The sequence below is a fragment of the Ruegeria sp. AB8 genome (assembly GCF_056542605.1).
This window is the reverse complement of record NZ_JBQGAB010000023.1, coordinates 17,744-39,425: the sequence shown is the minus strand read 5'-3', so window position 1 is coordinate 39,425 and position 21,682 is coordinate 17,744. Positions and strand designations below refer to the sequence as shown.

General features: G+C 59.6%; 21 protein-coding genes. 4 read left to right on the top strand and 17 right to left on the bottom strand.

What is annotated here, in order from left to right; translation table 11 throughout:
- Position 1: 1 nt before the first annotated feature.
- The 13 genes from ACR0CG_RS19775 to trpS all read right to left on the bottom strand — a co-directional run bounded on the left by ACR0CG_RS19775 (position 2) and on the right by trpS (position 11,580).
- Positions 2-769 carry a TIGR02186 family protein gene (locus ACR0CG_RS19775; protein WP_480527016.1) on the bottom strand — a complete coding sequence of 256 codons (768 nt, stop codon included), beginning with the start codon at positions 767-769 and terminating at the stop codon, positions 2-4.
- Between the two features lie 2 nt (positions 770-771).
- The gene (locus ACR0CG_RS19770) at positions 772-1,692 is read right to left on the bottom strand and encodes a sulfite exporter TauE/SafE family protein (RefSeq protein WP_170615663.1); all 921 of its coding nucleotides are present in this window, start codon (positions 1,690-1,692) and stop codon (positions 772-774) included.
- Positions 1,693-2,030: 338 nt separating this feature from the next.
- Positions 2,031-2,999: an ABC transporter permease gene (locus ACR0CG_RS19765; RefSeq protein ID WP_170681850.1), complete on the bottom strand. Its 969-nt coding sequence runs from the start codon at positions 2,997-2,999 to the stop codon at positions 2,031-2,033.
- A complete protein-coding gene (locus tag ACR0CG_RS19760; protein WP_170615667.1) occupies positions 2,999-4,093 on the bottom strand; it encodes an ABC transporter permease in 1,095 nt (364 codons plus the stop codon). Before ACR0CG_RS19760 ends, ACR0CG_RS19765 begins: the two co-directional genes overlap by 1 nt.
- 1 nt (position 4,094) lies before the next feature.
- Positions 4,095-5,624: an ABC transporter ATP-binding protein gene (locus ACR0CG_RS19755; RefSeq protein WP_170615669.1), complete on the bottom strand. Its 1,530-nt coding sequence runs from the start codon at positions 5,622-5,624 to the stop codon at positions 4,095-4,097.
- A gap of 89 nt (positions 5,625-5,713) precedes the next feature.
- A complete protein-coding gene (locus ACR0CG_RS19750) occupies positions 5,714-6,712 on the bottom strand; it encodes a BMP family lipoprotein (protein ID WP_170615671.1) in 999 nt (332 codons plus the stop codon).
- Positions 6,713-6,870: 158 nt separating this feature from the next.
- A complete protein-coding gene (locus ACR0CG_RS19745; protein WP_170681849.1) occupies positions 6,871-7,284 on the bottom strand; it encodes a GNAT family N-acetyltransferase in 414 nt (137 codons plus the stop codon).
- Positions 7,281-7,871: a tRNA (adenosine(37)-N6)-threonylcarbamoyltransferase complex dimerization subunit type 1 TsaB gene (gene tsaB / locus ACR0CG_RS19740; RefSeq protein WP_480527013.1), complete on the bottom strand. Its 591-nt coding sequence runs from the start codon at positions 7,869-7,871 to the stop codon at positions 7,281-7,283. The genes ACR0CG_RS19745 and tsaB overlap by 4 nt, the downstream gene beginning before the upstream one ends.
- On the bottom strand, positions 7,861-8,424 hold the full coding sequence (locus ACR0CG_RS19735) for a NifU family protein (protein WP_480527011.1): 564 nt from the start codon (positions 8,422-8,424) through the stop codon (positions 7,861-7,863). The genes tsaB and ACR0CG_RS19735 overlap by 11 nt, the downstream gene beginning before the upstream one ends.
- Before the next feature lie 69 nt (positions 8,425-8,493).
- Entirely contained in the window at positions 8,494-9,087 is a 594-nt protein-coding gene (locus ACR0CG_RS19730; protein WP_480527009.1) for a DsbA family protein, read from the bottom strand.
- A 9-nt stretch (positions 9,088-9,096) separates the two neighbouring features.
- Positions 9,097-9,552, bottom strand: a complete 456-nt coding sequence (locus ACR0CG_RS19725; RefSeq protein ID WP_170615682.1) for a universal stress protein — start codon at positions 9,550-9,552, stop codon at positions 9,097-9,099.
- Between the two features lie 77 nt (positions 9,553-9,629).
- Complete coding sequence (locus ACR0CG_RS19720) at positions 9,630-10,493, bottom strand: branched-chain amino acid aminotransferase (protein WP_480527007.1); 864 nt, start codon at positions 10,491-10,493, stop codon at positions 9,630-9,632.
- A gap of 58 nt (positions 10,494-10,551) precedes the next feature.
- Entirely contained in the window at positions 10,552-11,580 is a 1,029-nt protein-coding gene (trpS, locus tag ACR0CG_RS19715) for a tryptophan--tRNA ligase (RefSeq protein WP_480527005.1), read from the bottom strand.
- A gap of 86 nt (positions 11,581-11,666) precedes the next feature.
- Here trpS and ACR0CG_RS19710 point away from each other — a divergent pair, with 86 nt between their 5' ends.
- Positions 11,667-12,353: a rhomboid family intramembrane serine protease gene (locus ACR0CG_RS19710; RefSeq protein WP_480527004.1), complete on the top strand. Its 687-nt coding sequence runs from the start codon at positions 11,667-11,669 to the stop codon at positions 12,351-12,353.
- A 4-nt stretch (positions 12,354-12,357) separates the two neighbouring features.
- On the opposite strand, the gene murJ is transcribed toward ACR0CG_RS19710, so the two are convergent.
- From murJ to ACR0CG_RS19695, 3 genes are read right to left on the bottom strand one after another with little or no spacing between them, the layout of a single operon-like run.
- Positions 12,358-13,899 carry a murein biosynthesis integral membrane protein MurJ gene (gene murJ, locus ACR0CG_RS19705; RefSeq protein WP_480527002.1) on the bottom strand — a complete coding sequence of 514 codons (1,542 nt, stop codon included), beginning with the start codon at positions 13,897-13,899 and terminating at the stop codon, positions 12,358-12,360.
- Positions 13,896-16,694 carry a [protein-PII] uridylyltransferase gene (locus ACR0CG_RS19700; protein WP_170805758.1) on the bottom strand — a complete coding sequence of 933 codons (2,799 nt, stop codon included), beginning with the start codon at positions 16,692-16,694 and terminating at the stop codon, positions 13,896-13,898. The genes murJ and ACR0CG_RS19700 overlap by 4 nt, the downstream gene beginning before the upstream one ends.
- A complete protein-coding gene (locus tag ACR0CG_RS19695; RefSeq protein WP_170681842.1) occupies positions 16,654-17,826 on the bottom strand; it encodes a penicillin-binding protein activator in 1,173 nt (390 codons plus the stop codon). The genes ACR0CG_RS19700 and ACR0CG_RS19695 overlap by 41 nt, the downstream gene beginning before the upstream one ends.
- A gap of 88 nt (positions 17,827-17,914) precedes the next feature.
- Between ACR0CG_RS19695 and rsmI the strand changes: the two genes are divergently transcribed.
- From rsmI to gshB, 3 genes are all read left to right on the top strand, one after another.
- Positions 17,915-18,772: a 16S rRNA (cytidine(1402)-2'-O)-methyltransferase gene (gene rsmI, locus ACR0CG_RS19690; protein ID WP_480527001.1), complete on the top strand. Its 858-nt coding sequence runs from the start codon at positions 17,915-17,917 to the stop codon at positions 18,770-18,772.
- A gap of 1 nt (position 18,773) precedes the next feature.
- A complete protein-coding gene (locus tag ACR0CG_RS19685; protein WP_480526999.1) occupies positions 18,774-19,145 on the top strand; it encodes a YraN family protein in 372 nt (123 codons plus the stop codon).
- Positions 19,146-19,206: 61 nt separating this feature from the next.
- On the top strand, positions 19,207-20,139 hold the full coding sequence (gene gshB / locus ACR0CG_RS19680; RefSeq protein ID WP_170805755.1) for a glutathione synthase: 933 nt from the start codon (positions 19,207-19,209) through the stop codon (positions 20,137-20,139).
- Here the strand turns inward: gshB and ACR0CG_RS19675 are convergent.
- Complete coding sequence (locus tag ACR0CG_RS19675; protein ID WP_480526997.1) at positions 20,136-21,650, bottom strand: YifB family Mg chelatase-like AAA ATPase; 1,515 nt, start codon at positions 21,648-21,650, stop codon at positions 20,136-20,138. The two genes, gshB and ACR0CG_RS19675, sit on opposite strands and share 4 nt — an antisense overlap.
- Positions 21,651-21,682 lie beyond the last annotated feature (32 nt).

Sequence of the window (21,682 nt, the reverse complement as noted above, 5' to 3'; positions counted from 1 at the left end):
TTTACTTCTCGCGCAGCAATCTGAACGCGGTCGAGGCGCCCCACCCGGCCGAGATCGCGATGACAAGCGACATCAGACCGTACCAGACCGGCTGTTGGCGGGACATGTTGAACAGAAACCGTTCAAGTCCAACCTTGCGCACGTCGATCACCGTCTCGAATTGGGAAACAACCTCTCCGCCGCGTGTCAGCAGAATGCGCGCGACATAATCGCCCTCGGTCAAGTCTGCAGGCATGTCGATCGAGGTTCTGAACAAGGTCTGCTCATCTACAGCCACGGTGTTTTCTCGGATCGAGTAAAGGCCCTCATGCTCGCGAATTCGAACAACCGCATCCGCAAAGTCCTGCGCGCCGCGAATATGCATCGCGGCACCCACCGACCGGATGGCACGTTCGATCGAAACCCGGTGGCGCAGGTCTTCTACGTCCGACAGGATGGAATTCAGCGGTGAACTGGTTGCAACGGCATAAAAGCTGGGTGCCAGATCGACCAACACGCTGTCGGTGTTCACCCAGATACCCAGCCGCTTTTCTTTTCTTCGCACCGTTACAGGGCTGGATGGCCCGGCGACCGCAACGATCACTTCCAGCGGAGGGCCCGGCGGGATCGGCGCTTCGCGCTTGACCGCCCCGAAAATCAGAATTTCGGAACCGTCAAAGTTTGCGGTGATTGCAACCCGGTCCTGGCTGAGGCCAAGAACGACCTGCTCATCCTCTGCATGCGCAGGCAGGCAGATAAGGCTCAGAACGGCGATCAGATAACGCATCATGATCAGTGCCCTCCCGCATCGCCCAACGAGTACAACTCGGAGGGTTGAAGCAACAGGTCCAGCGCAAGTTTTCCGCATACGGCAAGCACCAGGGCCGCCAGCAGAACACGCAACTGCTCGGCCGGCATGCGCGATCCGATGACCGTGCCGATCTGCGCCCCGATAACTCCACCAACCAGCAGAAGCACCGCCAGGACCACATCAACAGTGTAGTTCGTGGTGGCATGCAGCATTGTTGTAAACGCCGTCACGAAAATGATCTGAAACAGCGATGTTCCCACAACGACCTTGGTCGGCATACCCAGCAGGTAGATCATCGCAGGCACCATGATGAACCCGCCGCCCACGCCCATGATGGCGGACAGCACGCCGACGCACAGACCGACCAGCGCCGGCGGAATGACCGAAATATACAGGCCCGAAGTCCGAAAGCGCATCTTGAGCGGCATGGCGTGAACCCAGCCGCGCTGACGTCGCTTGGGAGGCGAACCTCCGGCCTTCTTCGACTTGCGCAGCGCGTTGAGGCTTTCGATAAACATCAGGCTACCGACGACACCCAGAAACACGACGTAACACAGTGTAACCAGCAAATCGACCTGACCCAGGCTTTTGAGGTAGTTGAACACCACAACGCCCAGCGCCGCGCCGATCAGACCTCCGGTCAGCAACACGGTACCCATTCGAAAGTCCACGGTCCTTCGCCGGAAATGCGCCAACACGCCAGAGAACGACGACGCCACGATCTGGTTGGCCTCGGTTGCAACCGCCACAGCGGGAGGGATGCCTATGAAGAACAGCAGCGGGGTCATAAGGAACCCACCGCCAACTCCGAACATGCCGGAAAGAATGCCCACCATTCCGCCCAGACCCAACAGCAGAAAGGCGTTCACGGATACTTCGGCGATTGGAAGGTAAATCTGCATGATGTTCTCTAAACGGGCTGGGTGTGGTCGTGTAATGTGACAAAGCCCGTCTTATTGCAATGGGTCTGGCCGCAAGTGCGACGCACCGGCACGGTCTTGGCAGCGTTCTGGGCGAACAATCTCTGTTTATGACCCACCTGCGGCAAAGACAGACTGACCCGCACAACAATCCCGGAGCCAGAGTCCGAGGATTCGGAAAGCGAAAAAAGCCTGTCTGCAGACCGGGTTATGAAAGGGGGCGTTTGCATACCCCTTTAGAGCGGGTGCGACATGCAAAATCAACTCTGCATGCCGCTCTGCAGCGAACAGGACTGAGATACTAGTCGGAACTGGACCTATCAGCGTTCCTTCACATAGGGTTCGCCCCCGGCGCGTGGCGGCACGGCCTTGCCCACGAACCCGGCAAGGATCACCACGGTCAGGATATAGGGCAACGCGTCCATGACTTGCACCGGTATGACAACCCCACCCAGATCGATGTTCTGGAATCGCAGAGCGATGGCCTGAAGCAGACCGAACAGAAGGCAGGCCCCCATCGCGTGCCAGGGTCTCCATTTCGCAAAGATCAGGGCCGCCAGCGCGATAAAGCCACGCCCGGCTGTCATGTCCTTGACGAACCCGGCCTGAAGCGCGGTGGCCAGATAGGCACCGGCGATCCCGCAAAGCAGGCCGCAGATGGCAACAGCGGCATAGCGAAGCCCCACAACGGAAACACCGGCCGTATCCACCGCGGCGGGGTTTTCACCCACGGCGCGCAGTCGCAGGCCGAACCGGGTGCGGAACAGGATCCACCAAGTGGCAGGCACCATCAGAAAGGCGACGTAGACGAGAATCGAGTGCCCAGACAGCAACTCGGAATAAATCGGGCCAATGAACGGAACACCGCTTAATGCTTCCGCAAAGGGAAATTCGATCGGCCCAAACCGTCCGCCGCCGATCAGTGAAGGTGTTCGCCCCCCCTGCTGGAACCAGCTTTGCGCCACAAGAACGGTCATCCCCGCCGCCAGAAAATTGATCGCCACGCCCGAGATCAACTGATTGCCCCGGAATGTGATCGACGCAACGCCGTGCAGGGCGGACAAAACCAAAGATGCGGCAACACCTGCCAACAAGCCCAGCCAGACCGACCCGGTCACTGCTGCCACGGCGGCGGAAAAGAAAGCCGCCATCAGCATCTTGCCTTCTAGTCCGATGTCGAAGACGCCCGCCCGTTCGGAATAGAGCCCGGCCAGACAGGCCAGCAGCAGCGGTGTTGCCAGGCGAATGGTTGAGTCCAGGACCTGGATGATGATCAGGAATGTTTCCATCACTCAGCTCCTTTCCGCATGCCCAGGAACAGTTTTTCAAGCGGCATACGAACCATGTTGTCCAGCGCGCCGGTGAACAGGATCACCAGGGCCTGAATCACCACGATCAACTCGCGCGGAATACTGGTCCAGAACGCCAACTCGGCGCCGCCCTGGTACAGGAAGCCAAAAAGAATTGCCGCCAGAAACACCCCGAACGGATGAGACCGCCCCATGAGCGCCACCGCGATACCGATGAAACCCGCACCCTCGGTCGAGTTCAGAACCAGTCGCTCCGCCTCGCCCATGACGTTGTTGATGGCCATAAGGCCAGCCAGCGCGCCCGAGATCAGCATGGCGATGATGGTAATGCGCACGGGTGAGATGCCTGCGTAGACGGCCCCGGTTTCCGAATGACCATAGGCCCGGATTTCATAGCCAAGCCGGGTGCGCCAGATCAGCGCCCAAACCACGAAACAGGCCAGAACGGCGACAAAGAAGGTGATATTGGCCGGGGCACCTTTGAACAGAACGTTTTCGGCCGTCGAGAACATGGACTGGAACGTAGGCAGATGAACGGCTTCGGGGAACCGGGCGGTCGCCGGATCCTGCGCCCCCGGGGGGCGCATCACATTGACCAGAACATAGTTCAGAACCGCCGCTGCGATAAAATTGAACATTATCGTGGTAATCACGATATGGCTGCCGCGCTTGGCCTGCAGATAGGCCGGGATCGCAGCCCATGCCGCACCGAAAACCATTGACGCGGCGCAGGCGGCCAGAAGGGCAATGCTCCAGTGTGGCCAGGGGACATAAAGGCAGACGATGGCAACCCCAAGGCCGCCCAGCATGGCCTGTCCTTCGCCGCCGATGTTGAACATGCGCGCATGAAAGGCGACGGCCACCGCCAGCCCCGTGAACATGAAGTTCGTCGCGTAATACAGGGTGTACCCCCAGCCATAGGTCGACCCAAGCGCGCCGGAAACCATGAGCTTCACGGCCTCGACTGGGTTTTCACCGATGGCCAGGATGACCAGTGCCGAGAGGATTGCGGCCAATATCAGACTGATCAGCGGGATCAGGACAACATCGGCCCATTTGGGCATTTTTTCCATATTACGCGGCCTCTCCCGCCACACCGGCCATCAACAGGCCCAGTTCTTTTTCATCTGTCTCATGGGGCAGACGTTCGCCCATGATATGTCCGTCAAACATCACCGCAATCCGGTCGGACAACGAGAAGATCTCTTCCAGCTCGACCGAGACCAGCAGGATTGCCTTGCCCTGATCACGCAGTGCGACGATCTGTTTGTGAATGAACTCGATCGCACCAATGTCCACACCGCGTGTGGGCTGGCCGACCAGCAGCAGGTCGGGGTTGCGCTCGATCTCGCGGGCAACGACGATTTTCTGCTGGTTTCCGCCAGAGAAGCTTTTGGCTGTCAGCCACGGGTTGGGCGGGCGGACGTCGAATTTCTCGATCTTGGCCTCGGTATCGGCCCGAAGGGCAGCGTTGTCCATGAAAATGCCGCGCTTGTAGGCAGGGTCACGGTGATAGCCGAAGGCGACGTTTTCCCAAGCGTGGAAATTCATGATCAGACCTTCGCGCTGCCGATCTTCGGGGACATGCGCGATGTGCTGATCGCGGCGCGCGCGCCCGTCCGAACCCGGTCCGCTCAGCGCCAGTGGGGTGCCGTTCAGCTTGATGGACCCCTGCCCCGGTCGCATTCCGCCGAGAACTTCCAGCAATTCGGACTGACCATTGCCCGCAACACCGGCGATGCCGACGATCTCACCGGCACGGATCGTCAGGTCGATACCTTTGACGCGCTCTACACCCGCCTGATCGCTCACCCGCAGATTCTCGATCTCCAGCACAGGTTTGCCGGGCTGGGCGGGCACTTTATCGACTTGCAGCAGGACCTTCCGGCCAACCATCAGCTCGGCCAGTTCCTCGGGGCTGGTGTCGGCGGTCTTGACCGTCGCAGTCATCTGCCCGCGGCGCATGACAGAGACCGTATCGGTGTTCTCCATGATCTCACGCAGCTTGTGCGTGATCACGATGATGGTCTTCCCCTCGGCCCGCAGACGGTCAAGGATGCGGAACAGCTGATCAGCCTCGGCCGGGGTCAGAACGCCGGTCGGCTCGTCCAGAATCAAAATCTCGGCCTTGCGATACAGGGCTTTCAGGATTTCGACACGCTGTTGCATGCCCACGCCGATCTCGTCGATGCGTTTGTCCGGATCCACGAAAAGTTCGTACTCTTCTTCCAACGCTTTCAGTTCCTTGCGCGCCTTGGACAAAGACGGGGCCAGCAGCCCGCCGTCTTCAGCGCCCAGAACAATGTTCTCCAGAACGGTGAAATTCTCGACCAGTTTGAAGTGCTGGAACACCATCCCGATCCCCGAGGCAATCGCGGCCTGGCTGTCAGGGATTTCGGTCTTTGTCCCGTTGATCCAGATCTCGCCTTTGTCGGCTTTGTAAAACCCGTAGAGGATGCTCATCAGCGTGGATTTGCCCGCACCGTTTTCACCGATGATCCCGTGGATCGTGCCGGGGGCGACGCTGATGGAAATGTCTTTGTTGGCCTGAACCGGCCCAAAGGCTTTGGAAATCCCTTTGAGCTCAATGGCGGGGACGGTCATGTCTTGCCCTCAATTGCCGAAGGGCCGCGTAGTCAAACAGCGGCAGAGTGAGTTGGGACGGGAGATAAAATTCCCCGTCCCATGCGATATCAGAACTGCAGTGCCGGGCAGCTGTCGTTCTCGTAGTAGCTGACAACAGAGATGTCCCCGTCGATGATGCCACGACGTGCAGCTTCTACGGCATCAGCCATCTGGGGGTGAACCAGCTCGCGGTTGTTATCGTCGATTGCGACGCCAACTCCGTCTTCGGCCAGACCCATGGCGAATACGCCGGTTTCAAGGTCTTCACCCGCTTTCATCGCTTCATAAACAGCAACGTCCACACGTTTCAGCATCGATGTCAGGACCTTGCCCGGGTGCAGGTGGTTCTGATTGCTGTCCACGCCGATCGACAGGATGCCTTCGTCCGCCGCAGTTTGCAGAACGCCAACACCGGTGCCGCCGGCAGCCGCATAGATTACATCAGCGCCCTGGCTGATCTGGGCTTTGGTCAGTTCCGAACCCTTTACAGGGTCGTTCCATGCGGCCGGGGTGGTGCCGGTCATGTTGGCTACCACGTTGATGTCCGGGTTCACGGCCTTGGCGCCCTGTGCATAGCCGCAACCGAAGTGGCGGATCAGCGGAATGTCCATGCCGCCGATAAAGCCGACGGTGCCGGACTTGGACGCCATCGCGGCCATCATGCCGACCAAATACGAGCCTTCATGCTCGGCAAAGCCGATCTGACGGATGTTCGGCGCGTCCAGCCAGGTTACGTCAACCGCGACGAACTTGGTGTCCGGATAGTCGCCTGCAACAGCAGACAGCGGATCGGCCATTGCAAAACCCATGGTGATGATCGGGTTGGCACCGGCTTCGGCAAAGCGGCGCAGGGCCTGCTCGCGCTGGGCTTCGGACTGAAGCTCGATCTCGCGGTAGGTACCGCCGGTCTGATTGGCCCAACGTGACGCGCCGTTATGGGCCGCTTCGTTGAACGATTTGTCGAACTTACCACCCAGGTCAAAGATCAGGGCCGGTTCTGCAATTGCGGCACCCGCTGTCATCGCGACTGCGGCTGCGGCACCCATCAAGGATTTCATCAGGGTCATTGGTTACTCCCGTTTTGTTTTTTTGTCGGCTGGAGCCAAGATAGCCCCCTTTACCCACTCAGAGCGAGCATAACTGTTGTGATGGCGGGAATTAAGGCCGTTTGCAACAGCCATGGTCAACCACTAATTTGACCAATCGGTAAAAAACTTGCCTGCCTTCAGATCAGGCGGCATTCCATTTGGATTGCATCGAGCTTCTGATTGTTTTCATGAAGGTAATACCCCTTACGCAGACCGCAGACCTTGTAACCACAGCTCTGATAGAGGGAAATTGCCGGCAAATTGTCGGCCGCTACGTCTAGAAAAGTATGAGTGGCACCCAGTTTTTTTGCCTTGTTGTGCCAGTCTTTCATGCATTGCCTTGCAAGACCCTGCCTTTGATAGGCCGGGTGAGTTGCAATCGTCAAAAGCTCCGCCTGATCGGCAATAACCTGAATGACGGCAAATGATCTTTCATTTCCAACAACATGCGTGAATCTGTTTTCCAGAAGATCACAAAACTCCTGGGCGCTCCACGGGCGGGCTCGGGTAAAAGCCGCGGCATGCGTCCTTGCAAGATCCTGCGGTTTCATTCGTCCAGCAACACCGGAGGCAGATCTTTCGATGGGGCCGCATCGGCCGCACGGATATAGAGCGGCGCTGGTGCCTCTGATACAGACTGCCAGCGACGCGACGTAATCCGGGCAATCGCGCGGGCTTGCAAATCCGCGTTGTCGTTCAGAACCAGGGCTCCAAACGTTTCTGCCGTCTCTTGGCCAATCAGTTCCGGGTCAGAATCATGCAAGGAAACATAAACCTGCTCTCGCGGCGCGCGAATCGCAGGGATGCTGCCCTGAGGCGCAAATTCGGCCAGGGCATCGAATCCCGTCACGCCGACGGCCGGAATTCCCAGGCCCAGCGCCAAACCGCGTGCGGCAGAAACCGAGATTCGGATTCCGGTGAAATTGCCCGGACCTATGCCAACGCCGATCGCATCCAAATCCGCCCAAGTACGCCCGCCCAGGGCCAGAACCTCGTGCAGCAGAGGCATCAGGCGTTCCGCCTGGCCGCGCGTCATGGGTTCAGCGCAGGAGGTCACGATTTCACCGTCCCGCAACAAAGCGGCCGCGCAATGCGCGGCCGATGTGTCGAATGCCAGTATGATCGGATCAGACGGCAACCGGGCGCACCTCGGTCACTTCGGGGATGTAGTGACGCAGCAGGTTCTCGATCCCCATTTTCAGGGTCAGGGTCGACGATGGGCAGCCCGCACAGGCGCCTTGCATATGCAGATATACGACACCGCGGTCAAAGCCGTGAAAGGTGATGTCCCCACCATCCTGTGCCACGGCCGGACGCACGCGGCTGTCCAGCAGGTCTTTGATCTGATTGACGATTTCCGCGTCCTCGCCGGTATGTTCGGCGTGCCCCGAAGCGGTTGCGGCGTCTGCGCCCATAACCGGCTGACCGGACTGGTAGTGTTCCATCACCGCGCCCAGAATTGCGGGCTTGATGTGATCCCACTGCACGTCGTCAGACTTCGTGGCTGTTACAAAATCATTGCCGAAGAAAACTCCGGTAACGCCGTTCACCTCAAAGATCCGCTTGGCCAAAGGTGACTTCTCGGCAGCTTCGGCGGTCGGGAAGTCTGCCGTACCCGCTTCCAGAACGGTTTGACCGGGCAGGAATTTCAATGTTGCAGGGTTGGGCGTCGATTCGGTTTGAATGAACATGGCGCGGCTCCGGTTGGGTTGTACCTGATATGCGGGCAGGCGCCGTGGAAGTCAAGATTTGGAACGATTCTAAATCATACTGGCAAAATCGACCGCATCCTCCAGCCGGTCATCCCCCCAGAACAGCTCGTCGCCTGCTACAAAACTGGGCGCCCCGAACAGGTCCAGGGCCTGAGCGCGCTTGGACTGTTCGAACAAAGCTTCCTTGATAGCCGGATCCTTTGATCGCGCAATCATATCGCTGCGCAACCCGGCAACGACAAGACAATCAGCCAGCACGCTTTCGTCCGAGATTGTGCGCCCGTCGGCAAATTCTGCTTGGTACACAGCGCGCACAAATGCCGCTTTTTGGTCCTGATCCTCGATGGCCAGAACCAGCCGGGCGGCCAGAACTCCGTTTTGGGGAAATGGGTTCGGATGCACGAAAGCCAACCCGCGCTTTTTGCACAGACGTTCCATATCACGCCACATGTAGCGCCCTTTGGCGGGATAGATATTGAACGGAGAATTGTCCCATCCCTGCGCCGCGAAAATCGGACCCAGAAGAAAGGGCTGCCAATCCACGGCAACCCCTTTTTGCGCCGCCACCTGTTCAACCCGCATCGCACTGAGATAGGAATAGGTCGAAGCAAATTCGAACCAGAATTGAATACGGCGGGTCATGTTGGGGCCTCAGGTAATAGCTTCCAGCTTTTCCTTGCTCAGATCCCCGGGCACGATGGTGATCGGGATCGGAAGACTGCCGGAATTGCGTGTGAGTTGCGTCACCAGCGGACCGGGCCCTTTCTTTTCAACCCCCGCACCCAGAACAAGTACCCCGATTTCAGGGTCCGACTGGACATGTTCAATGATCTGCGGCACCGGATCGCCTTCGCGGATGGCCAGTTCGGGTTCGATACCCTGCTTGTCGCGCATCCATTTCGCAAACACCTCGAAATGTGCGTGAATGCGCTCGCGCGCTTCTTCCCGCATGACTTCCGCCACACCGATCCAGTGGTTGAACTCATCCGGAGGGATGACCGACAGAACCGTTACCCCTCCGCCGGTATGCGCCGCACGCATTGCCGCGAAACGCATGGCATTCAGGCATTCGCGGCTGTCGTCAAGTATGACCAGGAACTTACGCATTTGTATCCTCTTTTGTTTCCGGGATCATGCCCGACAGTGGGGATACTGGCAACTCGGAAGCGCGCCGCATTGACGTGTTAGCGGTTGCTGGCGGCCCAGTCCCAATACAACTCACGGGCGCGGCGGGAAATCGGGCCGACCTGATACCGGGTATCTTCCAGTGCCGTGACCGGTGTGACCTTGTTCATGTTCCCGGTCATGAACACTTCGTCAGCGTTGTGGAAGTCATCAAAGCTCAGGATGGCTTCGTGCACAGTGACGCCGTCCGCCCTCAGGTTCTTGATATGACGGGCGCGCGTGATCCCGGCCAAAAAGGTTCCATTTGGGGTGGGTGTGAACACCTCGCCGTCGCGAACCATGAAAATGTTGGCCGTTGCGGTTTCCGCCACATGTCCAAGGGCGTCGGTGACAAGCGCATTTGAAAACCCTTTTCCGCGCACCTCCTGCAACATCCGGGCGTTGTTGGGGTAAAGACAGCCGGCCTTGGCATTCACGACTGCGGATTCCAATACCGGGCGACGGAATCGTGTGGTGCCCAGCGTTGCCGAGGCAGTCTCGGGCGCCATCGGAATTTCTTCCAGGCAGACCGCGAAACCGGTGCTGTTTTCCTGCGGAACGATCGCGGTCGCGTCGCCATCAATACCCCAGTACATCGGACGGATATAGACAGCGGCATCGGGGCTATAGCCTTCCAACCCCTCGAGGACAATCCCGATCATTTGATCAGTGGTTACGAATGGCGTCAGCATAAGCGCCTCGGCCGAGCGATTCACGCGGGCACAATGCGCCTCAAGATCCGGGGCCATGCCATCAAAATACCGCGCCCCATCAAAGACGGCCGATCCCAGCCAAGCACCGTGATCGGCCGCGCGCATGATCGGGGCATCCCCGTCATGCCACTGACCCTCGAAATAGGTACGGATATTCTTGCCGACTGCCATGGCGCCCTCCCTAGCTTATGGCAAACCTAGGAAGGCGTTGAGGCAACGTCCAGCGTAATCAGCCCTGTTTGGCGCCGACCATGCCCACGATTTCGTAGGTCTGCTGCAGGATCGGAGCTGCAATCGCGCGCGCCTTCTCTGCGCCCCGTGCCAAAATCTGGTCGATCTCGGCCTCTTCGCCCATCAGTCGGGCCATCTCGGACGAGATCGGCGCCAGCTTCGACACCGCCAGTTCGGCCAGCATCGGTTTGAACTCGCCAAACTGCTTGCCGCCTGCTTCGGCCAGAACCTGCTCGGCAGTCTGGTCGCTGAGGGCGGCATAGATGTTCACCAGATTGCGCGCCTCCGGGCGTTCTGCCAGCCCGTCGATCTCGGACGGCAGCGCATCCGGGTCTGTCTTGGCCTTGCGAATCTTCTTGGCGATCGCGTCGGCGTCATCGGTCATGTTGATCCGGGTCATGTCGGACGGATCCGAAGACGACATCTTGCGCGTTCCGTCGCGCAGGTTCATCACGCGCGGCGCAGCACCACCGATGACCGGTTTGGTCACAGGAAAGAAATCCACCCCATAGTCGTGATTGAACTTGATCGCGATGTCACGGGTCAGTTCCAGATGCTGTTTCTGATCCTCTCCCACAGGCACATGGGTTGCGTGATAGGTCAGAATGTCCGCCGCCATCAGCGCAGGATAGGCAAACAGACCCAGCGAAGCGTTTTGCGCATTCTTGCCCGCCTTGTCCTTGAATTGCGTCATCCGCTGCATCCAACCCATCCGGGCGATACAGTTGAAGATCCACGCAAGCTGCGTGTGTTCGGCCACTTGGCTCTGGTTGAAAAGGATCGACTTTTCCGGATCAAGACCGGCGGCGATGAAACCCGCGCAGACTTCGCGGGTCTTTTCGCGCAGACGCTCCGGGTCTTGCCAGACGGTGATCGCGTGCAGGTCGACCATGCAATAGATGGTTTCGAACTCAGGGCCCTGCATATCCACAAAACGCTTGAGCGCACCCAGGTAGTTGCCAAGGTGCAGGTTTCCCGAAGGCTGGATGCCGGAAAACACGCGCGGCGTGAATTGAGTTTCGGTCATCGAAGGGAACTCCCGTCTGGAAAAATCAGCCCCCGTCGCTTACCCATGAGGTCAAGGGACGTCAACAGCCGCGAAAGGCCCGCCCAATGAGCAGCGAACAATATACACCTGCCGTGAACCCTCTGCCGCCTGTCGTTGTGGCGCTGGTGTTGTTCATCATGGGTATCGAACTGGCGTTTTCCCTTGGTACGCGCGGGATCGTCGGCGGACCTTCGGCTGTCGGATGGCGGCTGGACGCGCTGCAAAGCTATGCCTTCTCGCCGGACATATTCGACTGGATGGTTCAAAACGGGCGGTGGCCCTTCGAACATGTTATCCGGTTCGTGACCTATCCCTTTGTCTCGGCCAATTTCACGCAGGCCATTTTTGTCTGCGTGTTCGTGCTGGCCATGGGCAAAATGGTGGCCGAGGTGTTTGGCGGCTTTCCCATGCTGTTGATCTTTGTGCTGTCAGGTGTCGGCGGTGCACTGGCCTATGCGCTGATCCTGGATCCCCGCTACCCGTTGGTCGGCGGGTTCCCACCGGTCTACGGTCTGATCGGCGCGTTCACCTGGCTGCTGTGGCGCAAACTGTCGCTGGTCGGCGAAAACCAGTCACGCGCTTTCAGCCTGATTGCCGTGCTGATGGGCATCCAACTGCTGTTCGGCCTGCTGTTTGGCGGCACGTCCGAATGGGTCGCCGATCTGGGCGGGTTTGCCACCGGCTTTGGCCTGTCATTCTTTTTGGCCCCGGGCGGATGGGCCCGGATTGTCGGGCGCATCCGGCGCGACTGACGGATCAGGACCGGCGCAAGGCGCGCCTGAATTCCGATACTTCAAAAGCCCGCAACAGGTGGCCCAGCGCGAAATAGGTGATCGCGGCAATCGCAATCAGCAGGAACAGGGCCGGATAACGCCATCCGGGCAGGGCAAAGACCCAGCCGAACAGGTGCAGCGCAACAAACAACACAACGCCCATTCCAACCGAGGCCGCGACGATCCGCCATGCACGGCGCTTGAAGCGGGCGTCAAAGCGGGCCTCTTCCCCCATCCGGCGTGCGCCGATGGCCAGTAGCGCCACCATCGCCCACCCGGCAGCCGAAGCCGCAATGGCGGGCGCGATCCAGCCCACCACCGGATACAGGCCAAAGGCCAGGGCAGCATTCACGATCATGGCCACCACCGCGTAGTGAAACGGCGTGCGGGTGTTTTCCCGGGCGAAGAACAGCGGTTGCAGCAGCTTTTGCAGCATGAAGGCCGGCAGACCGACCCCGTAAATCGCAACGGCCAGCGCCGTGGCGGCTGTGTCTTCGGGGCCGAACTGGCCCCGCTCGAACAGCACCGACACCAGTGGCGTGGGAATGATCACAAACGCCACGGTCGATGGGATGGTCAGAAGCAGCGTGAATTCGCCCGCACGGGAGAAGGCGTTGCGCGCACCGTCCTTGTCGTCCGCGCGCATGCGGCGCGAAAGATCGGGCAGCAGCACGATGCCCACAGCGATGCCCACCACACCCAATGGCAATTGGTACAACCGGTCTGCCGCAAACAGCCAGCTGACGGCTTTTTCGGTTTTCGACGCCACCAACTGGCCCACCACCAGGTTGACCTGCGTCACGCCCATCGCCAAAGCAGCAGGAACCGCGACACGAACCAGATTGCGCATCTCAGGGCTGAGCTTGGGAAGCCCGGGACGAATACGGATACCTGCGCGCTCGGTTGCGACCCAGACCAGCGCCAACTGTGCGACACCGGCCGCCGGAATGACCGCCAGCAGCCAGCGGATGACTTCGCCACCGGATACAGCACCAAGAATAAGGGCCGAACAGGCAAAGATGTTCAGCAACACCGGCGCGGCCGCAGCGGCGGCAAACCGGCCCGTCGCGTTCAGGACACCCGAAAACAAGGCGGCCAGCGACATGAATAGGATGTAGGGAAAGACGATATACCCATAGTCCACCGCCAGATCGAAACGTTCGTCGCCATAGAAGCCCTCGGCCGTGACCCAGACCAGCGCGGGCATGAAGACCATGGCGAGGCCGACCAGCGCCAACACAGCCAACGCCAGCAGGTTGAAGGCGTCCTGCGCAAACTCTTGTGCGTTCTCGCCGCCCTCAAGGCGCTTTGAGAACATCGGAACAAACGCTGCGTTGAACGCGCCTTCGGCGAAGAAGCGGCGGAACATGTTGGGCAGGCGGAAGGCAGCGACAAATGCATCCATGACCGGTCCCGGACCAATATAGGCCGCCAGAAGGATTTCGCGCAGAAATCCAAGGATGCGGCTGGCAAGCGTCCAGAAGCCGACCGTGAACAGGCCCGAAAACAGGCGGATCTGCTTCATGAGGCCGCGCGCTCGGCGCCTTCGGTGATCGCTTTGCGCAGCTTGGCTTCCAGCCCGCGCTGTTTGCTTTCCGAATAGTATTTCAACCCGAACATATCCTTGACATAGAAGGTGTCGACCACCTGTTCGCCGTAGGTCGCGATCACAGCATTGGCGATATACACGTTGGATGCCGCTAGGGTTCGGGTCAGGTCGAACAGCAAACCGGGGCGGTCGCGGGTATCGACCTCGATGATCGTGTAAATTTCAGACCCGTCATTGTCGAACATGATGTGAGTCGGAACGTTGAAGGCGCGTTCGCGTTTTTTGATCTTGTCCCGCGATTTCAGCGCATCGCGCGCCACCACCTCACCCTTGAGGGTTTTGTGGATCATCTGGGTCAGGCGCGGCAGGCGGCTGGCTTCAAACGGGTGGCCTTCGGCATCCTGTATCCAGAACGCATCGGTCACATAGCCGTCCTTGGTCGTATAACTGCGTGCATCCACGACGTTGGCCCCGACCAGCGCCAGCGCGCCGGCAATCCGCGCGAAAATTCCGGGGTGATCGCCCATGGCGAAACAGGCGCGGGTGGCATCGCGGTCTTCGTCCGGGTGCAGGCGGATTTCCATCGCTCCGGGGTCGCCGCTGGTTTCCAAGGCCTGAAGCATCTCGGCAAATTCGATGTGGGTCGAAAGATTGAGACCTTGCCAGTAAGGATCGTAGTGCCGTCCGGTTTCGGTTTTTAGGTCGGCCTTGGACCAGTCGTCCAGCGCAACTCGCAGCGCCTTCTTGGCCTCGGCCCCGCGGTTGGCCCGGTTCAGATCCTCCATCCCCGTTTCCAGCGCGCGTTTTGTTTCGGCATGCAGCGCGCGCAACAGGGTGGCCTTCCAGTTGTTCCATGTATCTGGGCCGACGCCGCGAATGTCACAAACCGTCAGCACCGTCAGAAGGTCCAGCCGTTTGACTGTCTGCACCGCCTTGGCAAAATCGCGCACCGTGCGCGGGTCGGAGATATCGCGTTTTTGTGCCATGTCCGACATCAGCAGGTGATAACGCACAAGCCATTCGACCGTTTCGGTGTCTGACTTGTTCAACCCGAGACGCGGCGCAATCTTGCGGGCCATCTGGGCGCCGAGAATCGAGTGATCTTCAGGCCGCCCCTTGGCAATGTCATGCAACAGCAGCGCCACATACAGAACCTTGCGATTGACGCCCCCTTTCAGGATCGACGAGGCCAGCGGCAGCGATTCAACCAACTCTCCGCGTTCGATCTGCGCCAGGTTGACGATGCACTGTATGGTGTGCTCGTCCACCGTATAGCTGTGATACATATTGAACTGCATCATCGCCACGATAGGCTCGAACTCGGGCAGGAAGGCCGACAACACACCAAGCTCGTTCATCCGGCGCAGGGCGCGTTCCGGGTTGCCGTGTTTCAGCATCAGGTCGAGGAAGATGCGCTGCGCCTCTTTGTCATTGCGCATTTCATCGTCGATCAGATGCAGGTTGGCCGTGACCAGGCGCATTGCATCCGGGTGGATCAGCATCCCGGTCCGCAACCCCTCCTCAAACAGACGCAGCAGGTTCAGTTTGTCGGACAGAAACTTGTCCGGGTCACCAACATCCAGACGGCCATGCACCACCGTGTAGCCTGATTTGACACGGCGGCGGCGGCGAAAGATGCGTTCCAGCAGCGGCGCACCTTTTACATGCGCGGCCTCCAGCTTGGTCAGAAAGATCCGCGTCAGTTCTCCGACCCGCGTTGCTTCGCGGAAATAGCGCTGCATGAACACCTCGACCGCTCGCCGACCGGCGCGGTCCTGATAGCCCATGCGGTCGGCAACCTCGACCTGCAGATCAAAGGTCAGCTGCTCGGTCGCGCGACCCGTGATCAGATGCAGATGCGACCGGACAGCCCAAAGGAACTCCTCGGCCTCGACAAAGCCCTTGAATTCATCAGGTGTAAACAAGCCAAGCGGAACAAGCTCGGCCACGTCGTGAACACCATAGATGTACTTGGCGATCCAGTACAATGACTGCAAATCGCGCAGACCGCCTTTACCCTCTTTCACATTGGGCTCGACCATATATCGCTGCCCTTGCTTGAGGTGTCGTGCGTCCCGCTCCTGCAACTTGGCTTCGATGAATTCACGCTCGCTGCCCTTGAACAGGTCGGCTTTCAGGCGCTCTTCCAGCCCCGTCGCCAATTCCCTGTCCCCGGCAAGGTACCGCTGCTCGAGCATCGAAGTGCGGATCGTGAAATCATCCGCGCCCAAACGCAGGCAATCCCGGATCGTGCGCGATGAATGCCCGACCTTCAATCGCAGATCCCAAAGGATGTAGAGCATGGATTCGATCACGCTCTCGGCCCAGGCGGTGATCTTGTAGGGGGTCAGAAACAGCAGATCGACGTCGGATGACGGGGCCATTTCACCGCGGCCATACCCTCCGACCGCCAGAACTGCGATCTTTTCACCCTGGGTCGGATTTGCCAACGGGTGAAGATACCGGCCGGAGACCAGCATCGCGGTTCCGACCAACTGGTCCGTCAGGTAGGTGTACGATCGCGTCAGTGGTCGCGCGGCAAAGGGTTGCTCCGCAAACGCATTGGCGATGGCCATGCGTCCGGCCTTCTGCGCATCACGCAAAACGCGCACGGTTTCCGCGCGCATTTCAGCATTGTCATTGCAGTTATCGAAGGCTTCGGACAAACGGGCACTGACGCCCTCACTGTCAAAAATCTCGTTTGCCGGGCAGATCAGGCTGCCTTCGGGCTCAGAGACCGGCGCCTGCAAAGCTTTGTGGAGCAGGGTCAATCACAACCACCTGTTTGTTCTGGATCGTGGCAACCGCCAGACCACGTTCATTTGTTCCGTTCGATCGCAGACGGAAGATGCCGCCAACGCCCTGAAACCCAGCATTCTGAGTAAGCGCGGCACCTGTCAGCGCGTCCGATTTTCCCTGCCCGACCAATGCGCCGATGGCCGCGATGCCATCATAGGCCAAACCGCTGATCGGGTGCGGTGCCTCGCCATAGGTCGCATTGTACCGCTGGCGATAGGCTTGTGCCTTTGCCGGATCCGGCAAGGCAAACCAGCCGCCCTGCACACCCGGCAATTCCAGTGTTTGCGGCGGAATATCCCAGCGTGTCAGCCCGATGAATTGCGTCGTGGCCGGGGAAATGCCGGCCTCGGGCAGCAACTGGCTGAACAGCGGCAAGGCACCGGCGGTGGTCGCCGTCAGAAAGATCGAATCGGCCCCGGTTGCGTCGACCGTCGCCTTAATCGTGGGAACCGAGCCGATGACGCCCTGCTGCGAGCGGTCAAATCCAACCGAACCCGCATTGTTGACCCGGCTTGTGCTGAGGGCTGAAATAATTGCGGTTTGGCCCTGCTGACCTGCCCCATCGTTACTGTGAACGACGACCATTCCGGTTTTGCCCTGCTGGGCCGCGTAATTCACCAGCCGACCAGCCGTGTTTTCAAAGGTCGGTCCTAGCACAAACACGTTTCCACCGGCGACGCTGGTGTTGTTGGAAAAGGACAGAACATTGATGCTTTTGTCCAGAACGGCCAAACCGGCGGCATTGGCTGCCTGCGCGTAAACCGGGCCGATGATGATCTTCGCACCGTCATCCACGGCCTGTTTGGCCACCGTGCCGGCGATACCCGCGTTTCCTGCAGTGTCATAAACCCGAAGATCAATCTGCACATTCTGAAGATCAGCCATGGCCAGACGGGCGGCGTTTTCAAGGCTTTGGGCCAATGCCGCATCCCCCGATTGCGCCGATCCGCGTGGAACCAGCAGGGCGACAGGCACCGGTTTGGATGCGTTGATCGAAGGACCCCCACCCAGACCGCCGGGCTCACAAGCGGCCAGAAGCGCGGCAGTGGCGAGGACAACGGCGGATTTCGCCAACTTGCGAACGGGCTTGCAAACGGTAAACATCTAAATGAAAACTCCCTGATCCGGCGGCTTGGAACGCTGCTATTCTATTGAGCCGCGATAATAAACGTCATGCAGTGAGGGTCCAGCTTTGAATTTCCAGAAGGTCAGATTAGGCGCGGGATTGTATTTTGTTGCCACTCCGATCGGAACGGCGCGCGACATCACGCTCAGGGCGCTGGATGTACTGGCCTCGGTTGACATGATCGCCGCCGAAGACACCCGCAGCCTGCGGCGCCTGATGGAGATTCATGGAATCCCCTTGGAAGGGCGGCGTATCCAGGCCTACCACGACCACAGCAGTGCAGGCGCGCGCCAGAAAATCCTGGACGCCCTGGCGCAGGGATTGTCGGTGGCCTACGCATCCGAAGCCGGGATGCCGCTGATTGCCGACCCCGGCTACGATCTTGGACGACAGGCGGCCGAGGCCGGGCATTCCGTGACCTGTGCCCCGGGACCTTCTGCGGCCCTGATGGCCTTGACGCTTGCCGGTTTGCCCACGGATGCGTTCTTTTTTGCAGGCTTTCTTCCCAATGCCTCGGGCGCGCGCCGCAGCCGGATAGAGGCGCTGCGCGACATACCCGGTACGCTGGTGTTCTACGAATCACCAAAGCGCGTCGCCGCCAGCCTGTCCGATCTGGCCGAGGGTCTTGGACCCGACCGTCAGGCCGCGCTGTGCCGCGAACTGACCAAGAAATTTGAAGAGGTCCGGCGCGGCACGCTTGGCGATCTGGCCGAAGCCTATCGCGGCGAAACCGTAAAGGGCGAAGTTGTCTTGCTGGTTGATCGCGGCCATTCGCAAAACGTTAAGGACTCTGACGTAGAAGAGGCTCTGAAAAGAGCCTTGGAAACCCATTCGGTTCGGGACGCGGCTGATCTTGTCTCGCAGATGTTCAAACTGCCGCGCCGCCCCCTCTATCAGAAGGCTCTGAAACTCGGGAAGGAGTGAAATGGCCAGTCGTTCGGTCAGGGGGTCAGTTTCCTACCACGCGGGTCAGTCTGCGGAACTGTGCGTTGCAGCTGATTATGAACGACGTGGTTTCACAATCACTCACCGTCGTTGGCGCGGGGCCGGTGGTGAGATCGACCTGATTGCACGCGATGCGGACGGCGTCGTGTTCATCGAAGTCAAGAAAAGCAGCAGTTTTGAAAAGGCCGCAGCGCGGATCAGCCGCCGCCAGATCAGCCGAATCTACACCTCCGCAGCCCAGTTTCTGGAGCATGAACCCAATGGGCAGCTGACGAATGTCCGATTTGACGCGGCTCTGGTCGACGCGAGCGGAGCGGTTCAAATCATCGAAAACGCCTTCGGTCAGGTTTGATCGCCATTGAACCCCCTGCCCCTCTGCGCCATGTATCAGGCGAGAAAACGAGGGATACGCCATGAAAATCGCCTTTCAGATGGACCCAATCGGGACCGTGGACATCAATGCAGACAGTTCGTTCAGGCTGGCAGAAGAGGCACAGGCCCGCGGACATCAGTTGTTTTTCTACGGACCCGATCAGCTTGCTTATCAGGAAGGTCGCATTACAGCGCTTGGCCGGGACATGACGGTACAGCGCGTTCCCGGCGATCCGGCGGTTCTGGGGCCAGAACGCGAAGTGGATCTGGCCGATTTCGACGTGATCTGGCTGCGGCAGGACCCTCCGTTCGACATGCACTATATCACCTCCACGCACCTGCTGGACCGGCTGAACGGGCATGCCCTTGTGGTGAATGATCCCTTCTGGGTGCGCAACTACCCGGAAAAACTGCTGGTTCTGGATTTTCCCGATCTGACCCCGCCAACCACAATCGCGCGGGATCTGGAGACAATCAAAACCTTCAAGGAAAAACATGGCGACATCATCCTGAAGCCGCTCTACGGCAACGGCGGCGCCGGTGTGTTCCGCCTGGATACCAATGACCGCAACCTGACCTCGCTGCATGAACTTTTCACGGGCTTTTCGCGTGAACCTCTGATCGTGCAGAAATTCCTGCCCGATGTCCAAAACGGCGACAAACGCGTGATTCTGGTGGACGGGGAACCGGTTGGTGCCATCAACCGCGTTCCAGCAAAGGGCGAGACACGGTCCAACATGCATGTTGGCGGCCGGCCAGAAAAGATCGGCTTGTCCGACCGGGATCTTGAAATCTGCGCCAAGATCGGTCCGCTGCTGAAGGAAAAAGGCCAGGTGTTTGTCGGCATCGACGTGATCGGCGACTACCTGACTGAGATCAACGTCACCTCGCCCACCGGCATTCAGGAACTGGAACGGTTCGACGGGGTCAACGTCGCAGGCAAAATCTGGGATGCAATTGAAGCAAAGCTCTAGGCCATCGCCCGGGCGCTGATGCGAAAGCTCAGCGCTTCGGCGACATGGGGTTTGCGGATGTCAGGCGCGCCGTCGAGATCCGCAATCGTGCGCGCAACGCGCAGGATACGGTGGAACGCGCGGGCTGACAGTCCAAACCGTTCGGCCGCCTTCAACAGCAACTCCCTGCCTTCGGCGCCCGGCGCGGCAACTTCCTCCAGCAACGCCCCCTCGATATCAGCGTTTTGACGCACCAACGGGGTGCCCTGAAATCGCGCTGCCTGAATGCCACGCGCCCGTTCCACGCGCGCTGCAACCACAGCCGAACTGTCACCTGACGGCGGCAGATCCAGATCGGTAAACCCGACCGGAGGAACTTCGATTCGCAGGTCAAAACGATCCATCAAAGGACCGGAAATGCGCCCCAGGTAATCCTCGCCACACATCGGAACCCGCGAACAGGCACGCGCAGGATCGCTCAGATAGCCGCATTTGCATGGGTTTGCGGCCGCAACCAGCATGAACCGGCAAGGGTATTTCACATGCGCATTCGCGCGGGCGACCATGACCTCGCCGGTTTCGATTGGCTGGCGCAAAGTTTCCAGCACGGTGCGCGGAAACTCGGGGAATTCATCCATGAACAGAACCCCGTTATGGGCCAGCGAAATCTCACCGGGTTTGGCGCCCTTTCCGCCGCCGACGATGGCCGCCATCGAAGCGGTGTGGTGCGGTTCGCGAAAGGGGCGGCTGCGGTTGATGCCGCCTTCGTCCAGCAAGCCGCACAGGGACTGAATCATCGAGGTTTCCAGTGCTTCGACCGCTGTCAGCGGTGGCAGGATACCGGGCAACCGGGCGGCCAGCATTGATTTGCCCGATCCCGGTGTGCCGATCATGATCAGGTGGTGTCGCCCCGCCGCAGCAATTTCCAGCGCCCGTTTGGCGCGTTCCTGCCCCTTCACATCGCGCAGGTCTCGCGTAATGGGCGCAAGTGTCACTTCGCCGGGCTGCGCGACCGGCAATGGCGACTGACCCGAGAAATGCCGGACCACATCGCCCAGAGATTCGGCGCCGATCACTTGCGTAGCATCAACCCAGGCCGCTTCGGCGCTTGAGGCTTTGGGGCACAACAGGGAACGATCCTCGGCAGCGGCGGTCATGGCCGCAGGCAAGGCGCCGACGACGGGGACCAGCGATCCATCCAGGGACAGCTCGCCCAGCGCAACTGTGCCTTCCGCGGCATCGGCAGGAATGATCTCCAGCGCCGACAGCAGGGCCACGGCAATGGGCAGGTCGAAATGGCTGCCCTCTTTCGGTAAATCGGCGGGCGACAGGTTGATGGTGATCCGTTTGGACGGCAGGGCGATGGCCATGGAACTGAGGGCGCTGCGCACACGATCGCGCGCTTCGGACACGGCTTTGTCCGGCAGGCCTACGATCGAAAAGGCTGGCAACCCCGGTGAAACGGCGCACTGAACTTCGACCGGACGGGCATCAACCCCTTGAAATGCGACAGTGTGGGCGCGGGCAACCATTGTCTTCCTGTTTTTGGTTAACAGGACGTTGC

What these genes read in the sequence shown, in the direction of transcription:
- ACR0CG_RS19720 (WP_480527007.1), bottom strand. Translation starts at nt 10,493, where the DNA reads ATGGCAGTCGGCAAGAATATCCGTACCTATTTCGAGGGTCAGTGGCAT.
- murJ (WP_480527002.1), bottom strand. Translation starts at nt 13,899, where the DNA reads ATGAAGCAGATCCGCCTGTTTTCGGGCCTGTTCACGGTCGGCTTCTGG.
- ACR0CG_RS19755 (WP_170615669.1), bottom strand. Translation starts at nt 5,624, where the DNA reads ATGACCGTCCCCGCCATTGAGCTCAAAGGGATTTCCAAAGCCTTTGGG.
- ACR0CG_RS19765 (WP_170681850.1), bottom strand. Translation starts at nt 2,999, where the DNA reads ATGGAAACATTCCTGATCATCATCCAGGTCCTGGACTCAACCATTCGC.
- ACR0CG_RS19730 (WP_480527009.1), bottom strand. Translation starts at nt 9,087, where the DNA reads ATGACCCGCCGTATTCAATTCTGGTTCGAATTTGCTTCGACCTATTCC.
- ACR0CG_RS19725 (WP_170615682.1), bottom strand. Translation starts at nt 9,552, where the DNA reads ATGCGTAAGTTCCTGGTCATACTTGACGACAGCCGCGAATGCCTGAAT.
- ACR0CG_RS19760 (WP_170615667.1), bottom strand. Translation starts at nt 4,093, where the DNA reads ATGGAAAAAATGCCCAAATGGGCCGATGTTGTCCTGATCCCGCTGATC.
- ACR0CG_RS19710 (WP_480527004.1), top strand. Translation starts at nt 11,667, where the DNA reads ATGAGCAGCGAACAATATACACCTGCCGTGAACCCTCTGCCGCCTGTC.
- ACR0CG_RS19775 (WP_480527016.1), bottom strand. Translation starts at nt 769, where the DNA reads ATGATGCGTTATCTGATCGCCGTTCTGAGCCTTATCTGCCTGCCTGCG.
- trpS (WP_480527005.1), bottom strand. Translation starts at nt 11,580, where the DNA reads ATGACCGAAACTCAATTCACGCCGCGCGTGTTTTCCGGCATCCAGCCT.
- ACR0CG_RS19675 (WP_480526997.1), bottom strand. Translation starts at nt 21,650, where the DNA reads ATGGTTGCCCGCGCCCACACTGTCGCATTTCAAGGGGTTGATGCCCGT.
- ACR0CG_RS19685 (WP_480526999.1), top strand. Translation starts at nt 18,774, where the DNA reads ATGGCCAGTCGTTCGGTCAGGGGGTCAGTTTCCTACCACGCGGGTCAG.
- ACR0CG_RS19745 (WP_170681849.1), bottom strand. Translation starts at nt 7,284, where the DNA reads ATGAAACCGCAGGATCTTGCAAGGACGCATGCCGCGGCTTTTACCCGA.
- gshB (WP_170805755.1), top strand. Translation starts at nt 19,207, where the DNA reads ATGAAAATCGCCTTTCAGATGGACCCAATCGGGACCGTGGACATCAAT.
- ACR0CG_RS19770 (WP_170615663.1), bottom strand. Translation starts at nt 1,692, where the DNA reads ATGCAGATTTACCTTCCAATCGCCGAAGTATCCGTGAACGCCTTTCTG.
- ACR0CG_RS19695 (WP_170681842.1), bottom strand. Translation starts at nt 17,826, where the DNA reads ATGTTTACCGTTTGCAAGCCCGTTCGCAAGTTGGCGAAATCCGCCGTT.
- ACR0CG_RS19735 (WP_480527011.1), bottom strand. Translation starts at nt 8,424, where the DNA reads ATGTTCATTCAAACCGAATCGACGCCCAACCCTGCAACATTGAAATTC.
- ACR0CG_RS19750 (WP_170615671.1), bottom strand. Translation starts at nt 6,712, where the DNA reads ATGACCCTGATGAAATCCTTGATGGGTGCCGCAGCCGCAGTCGCGATG.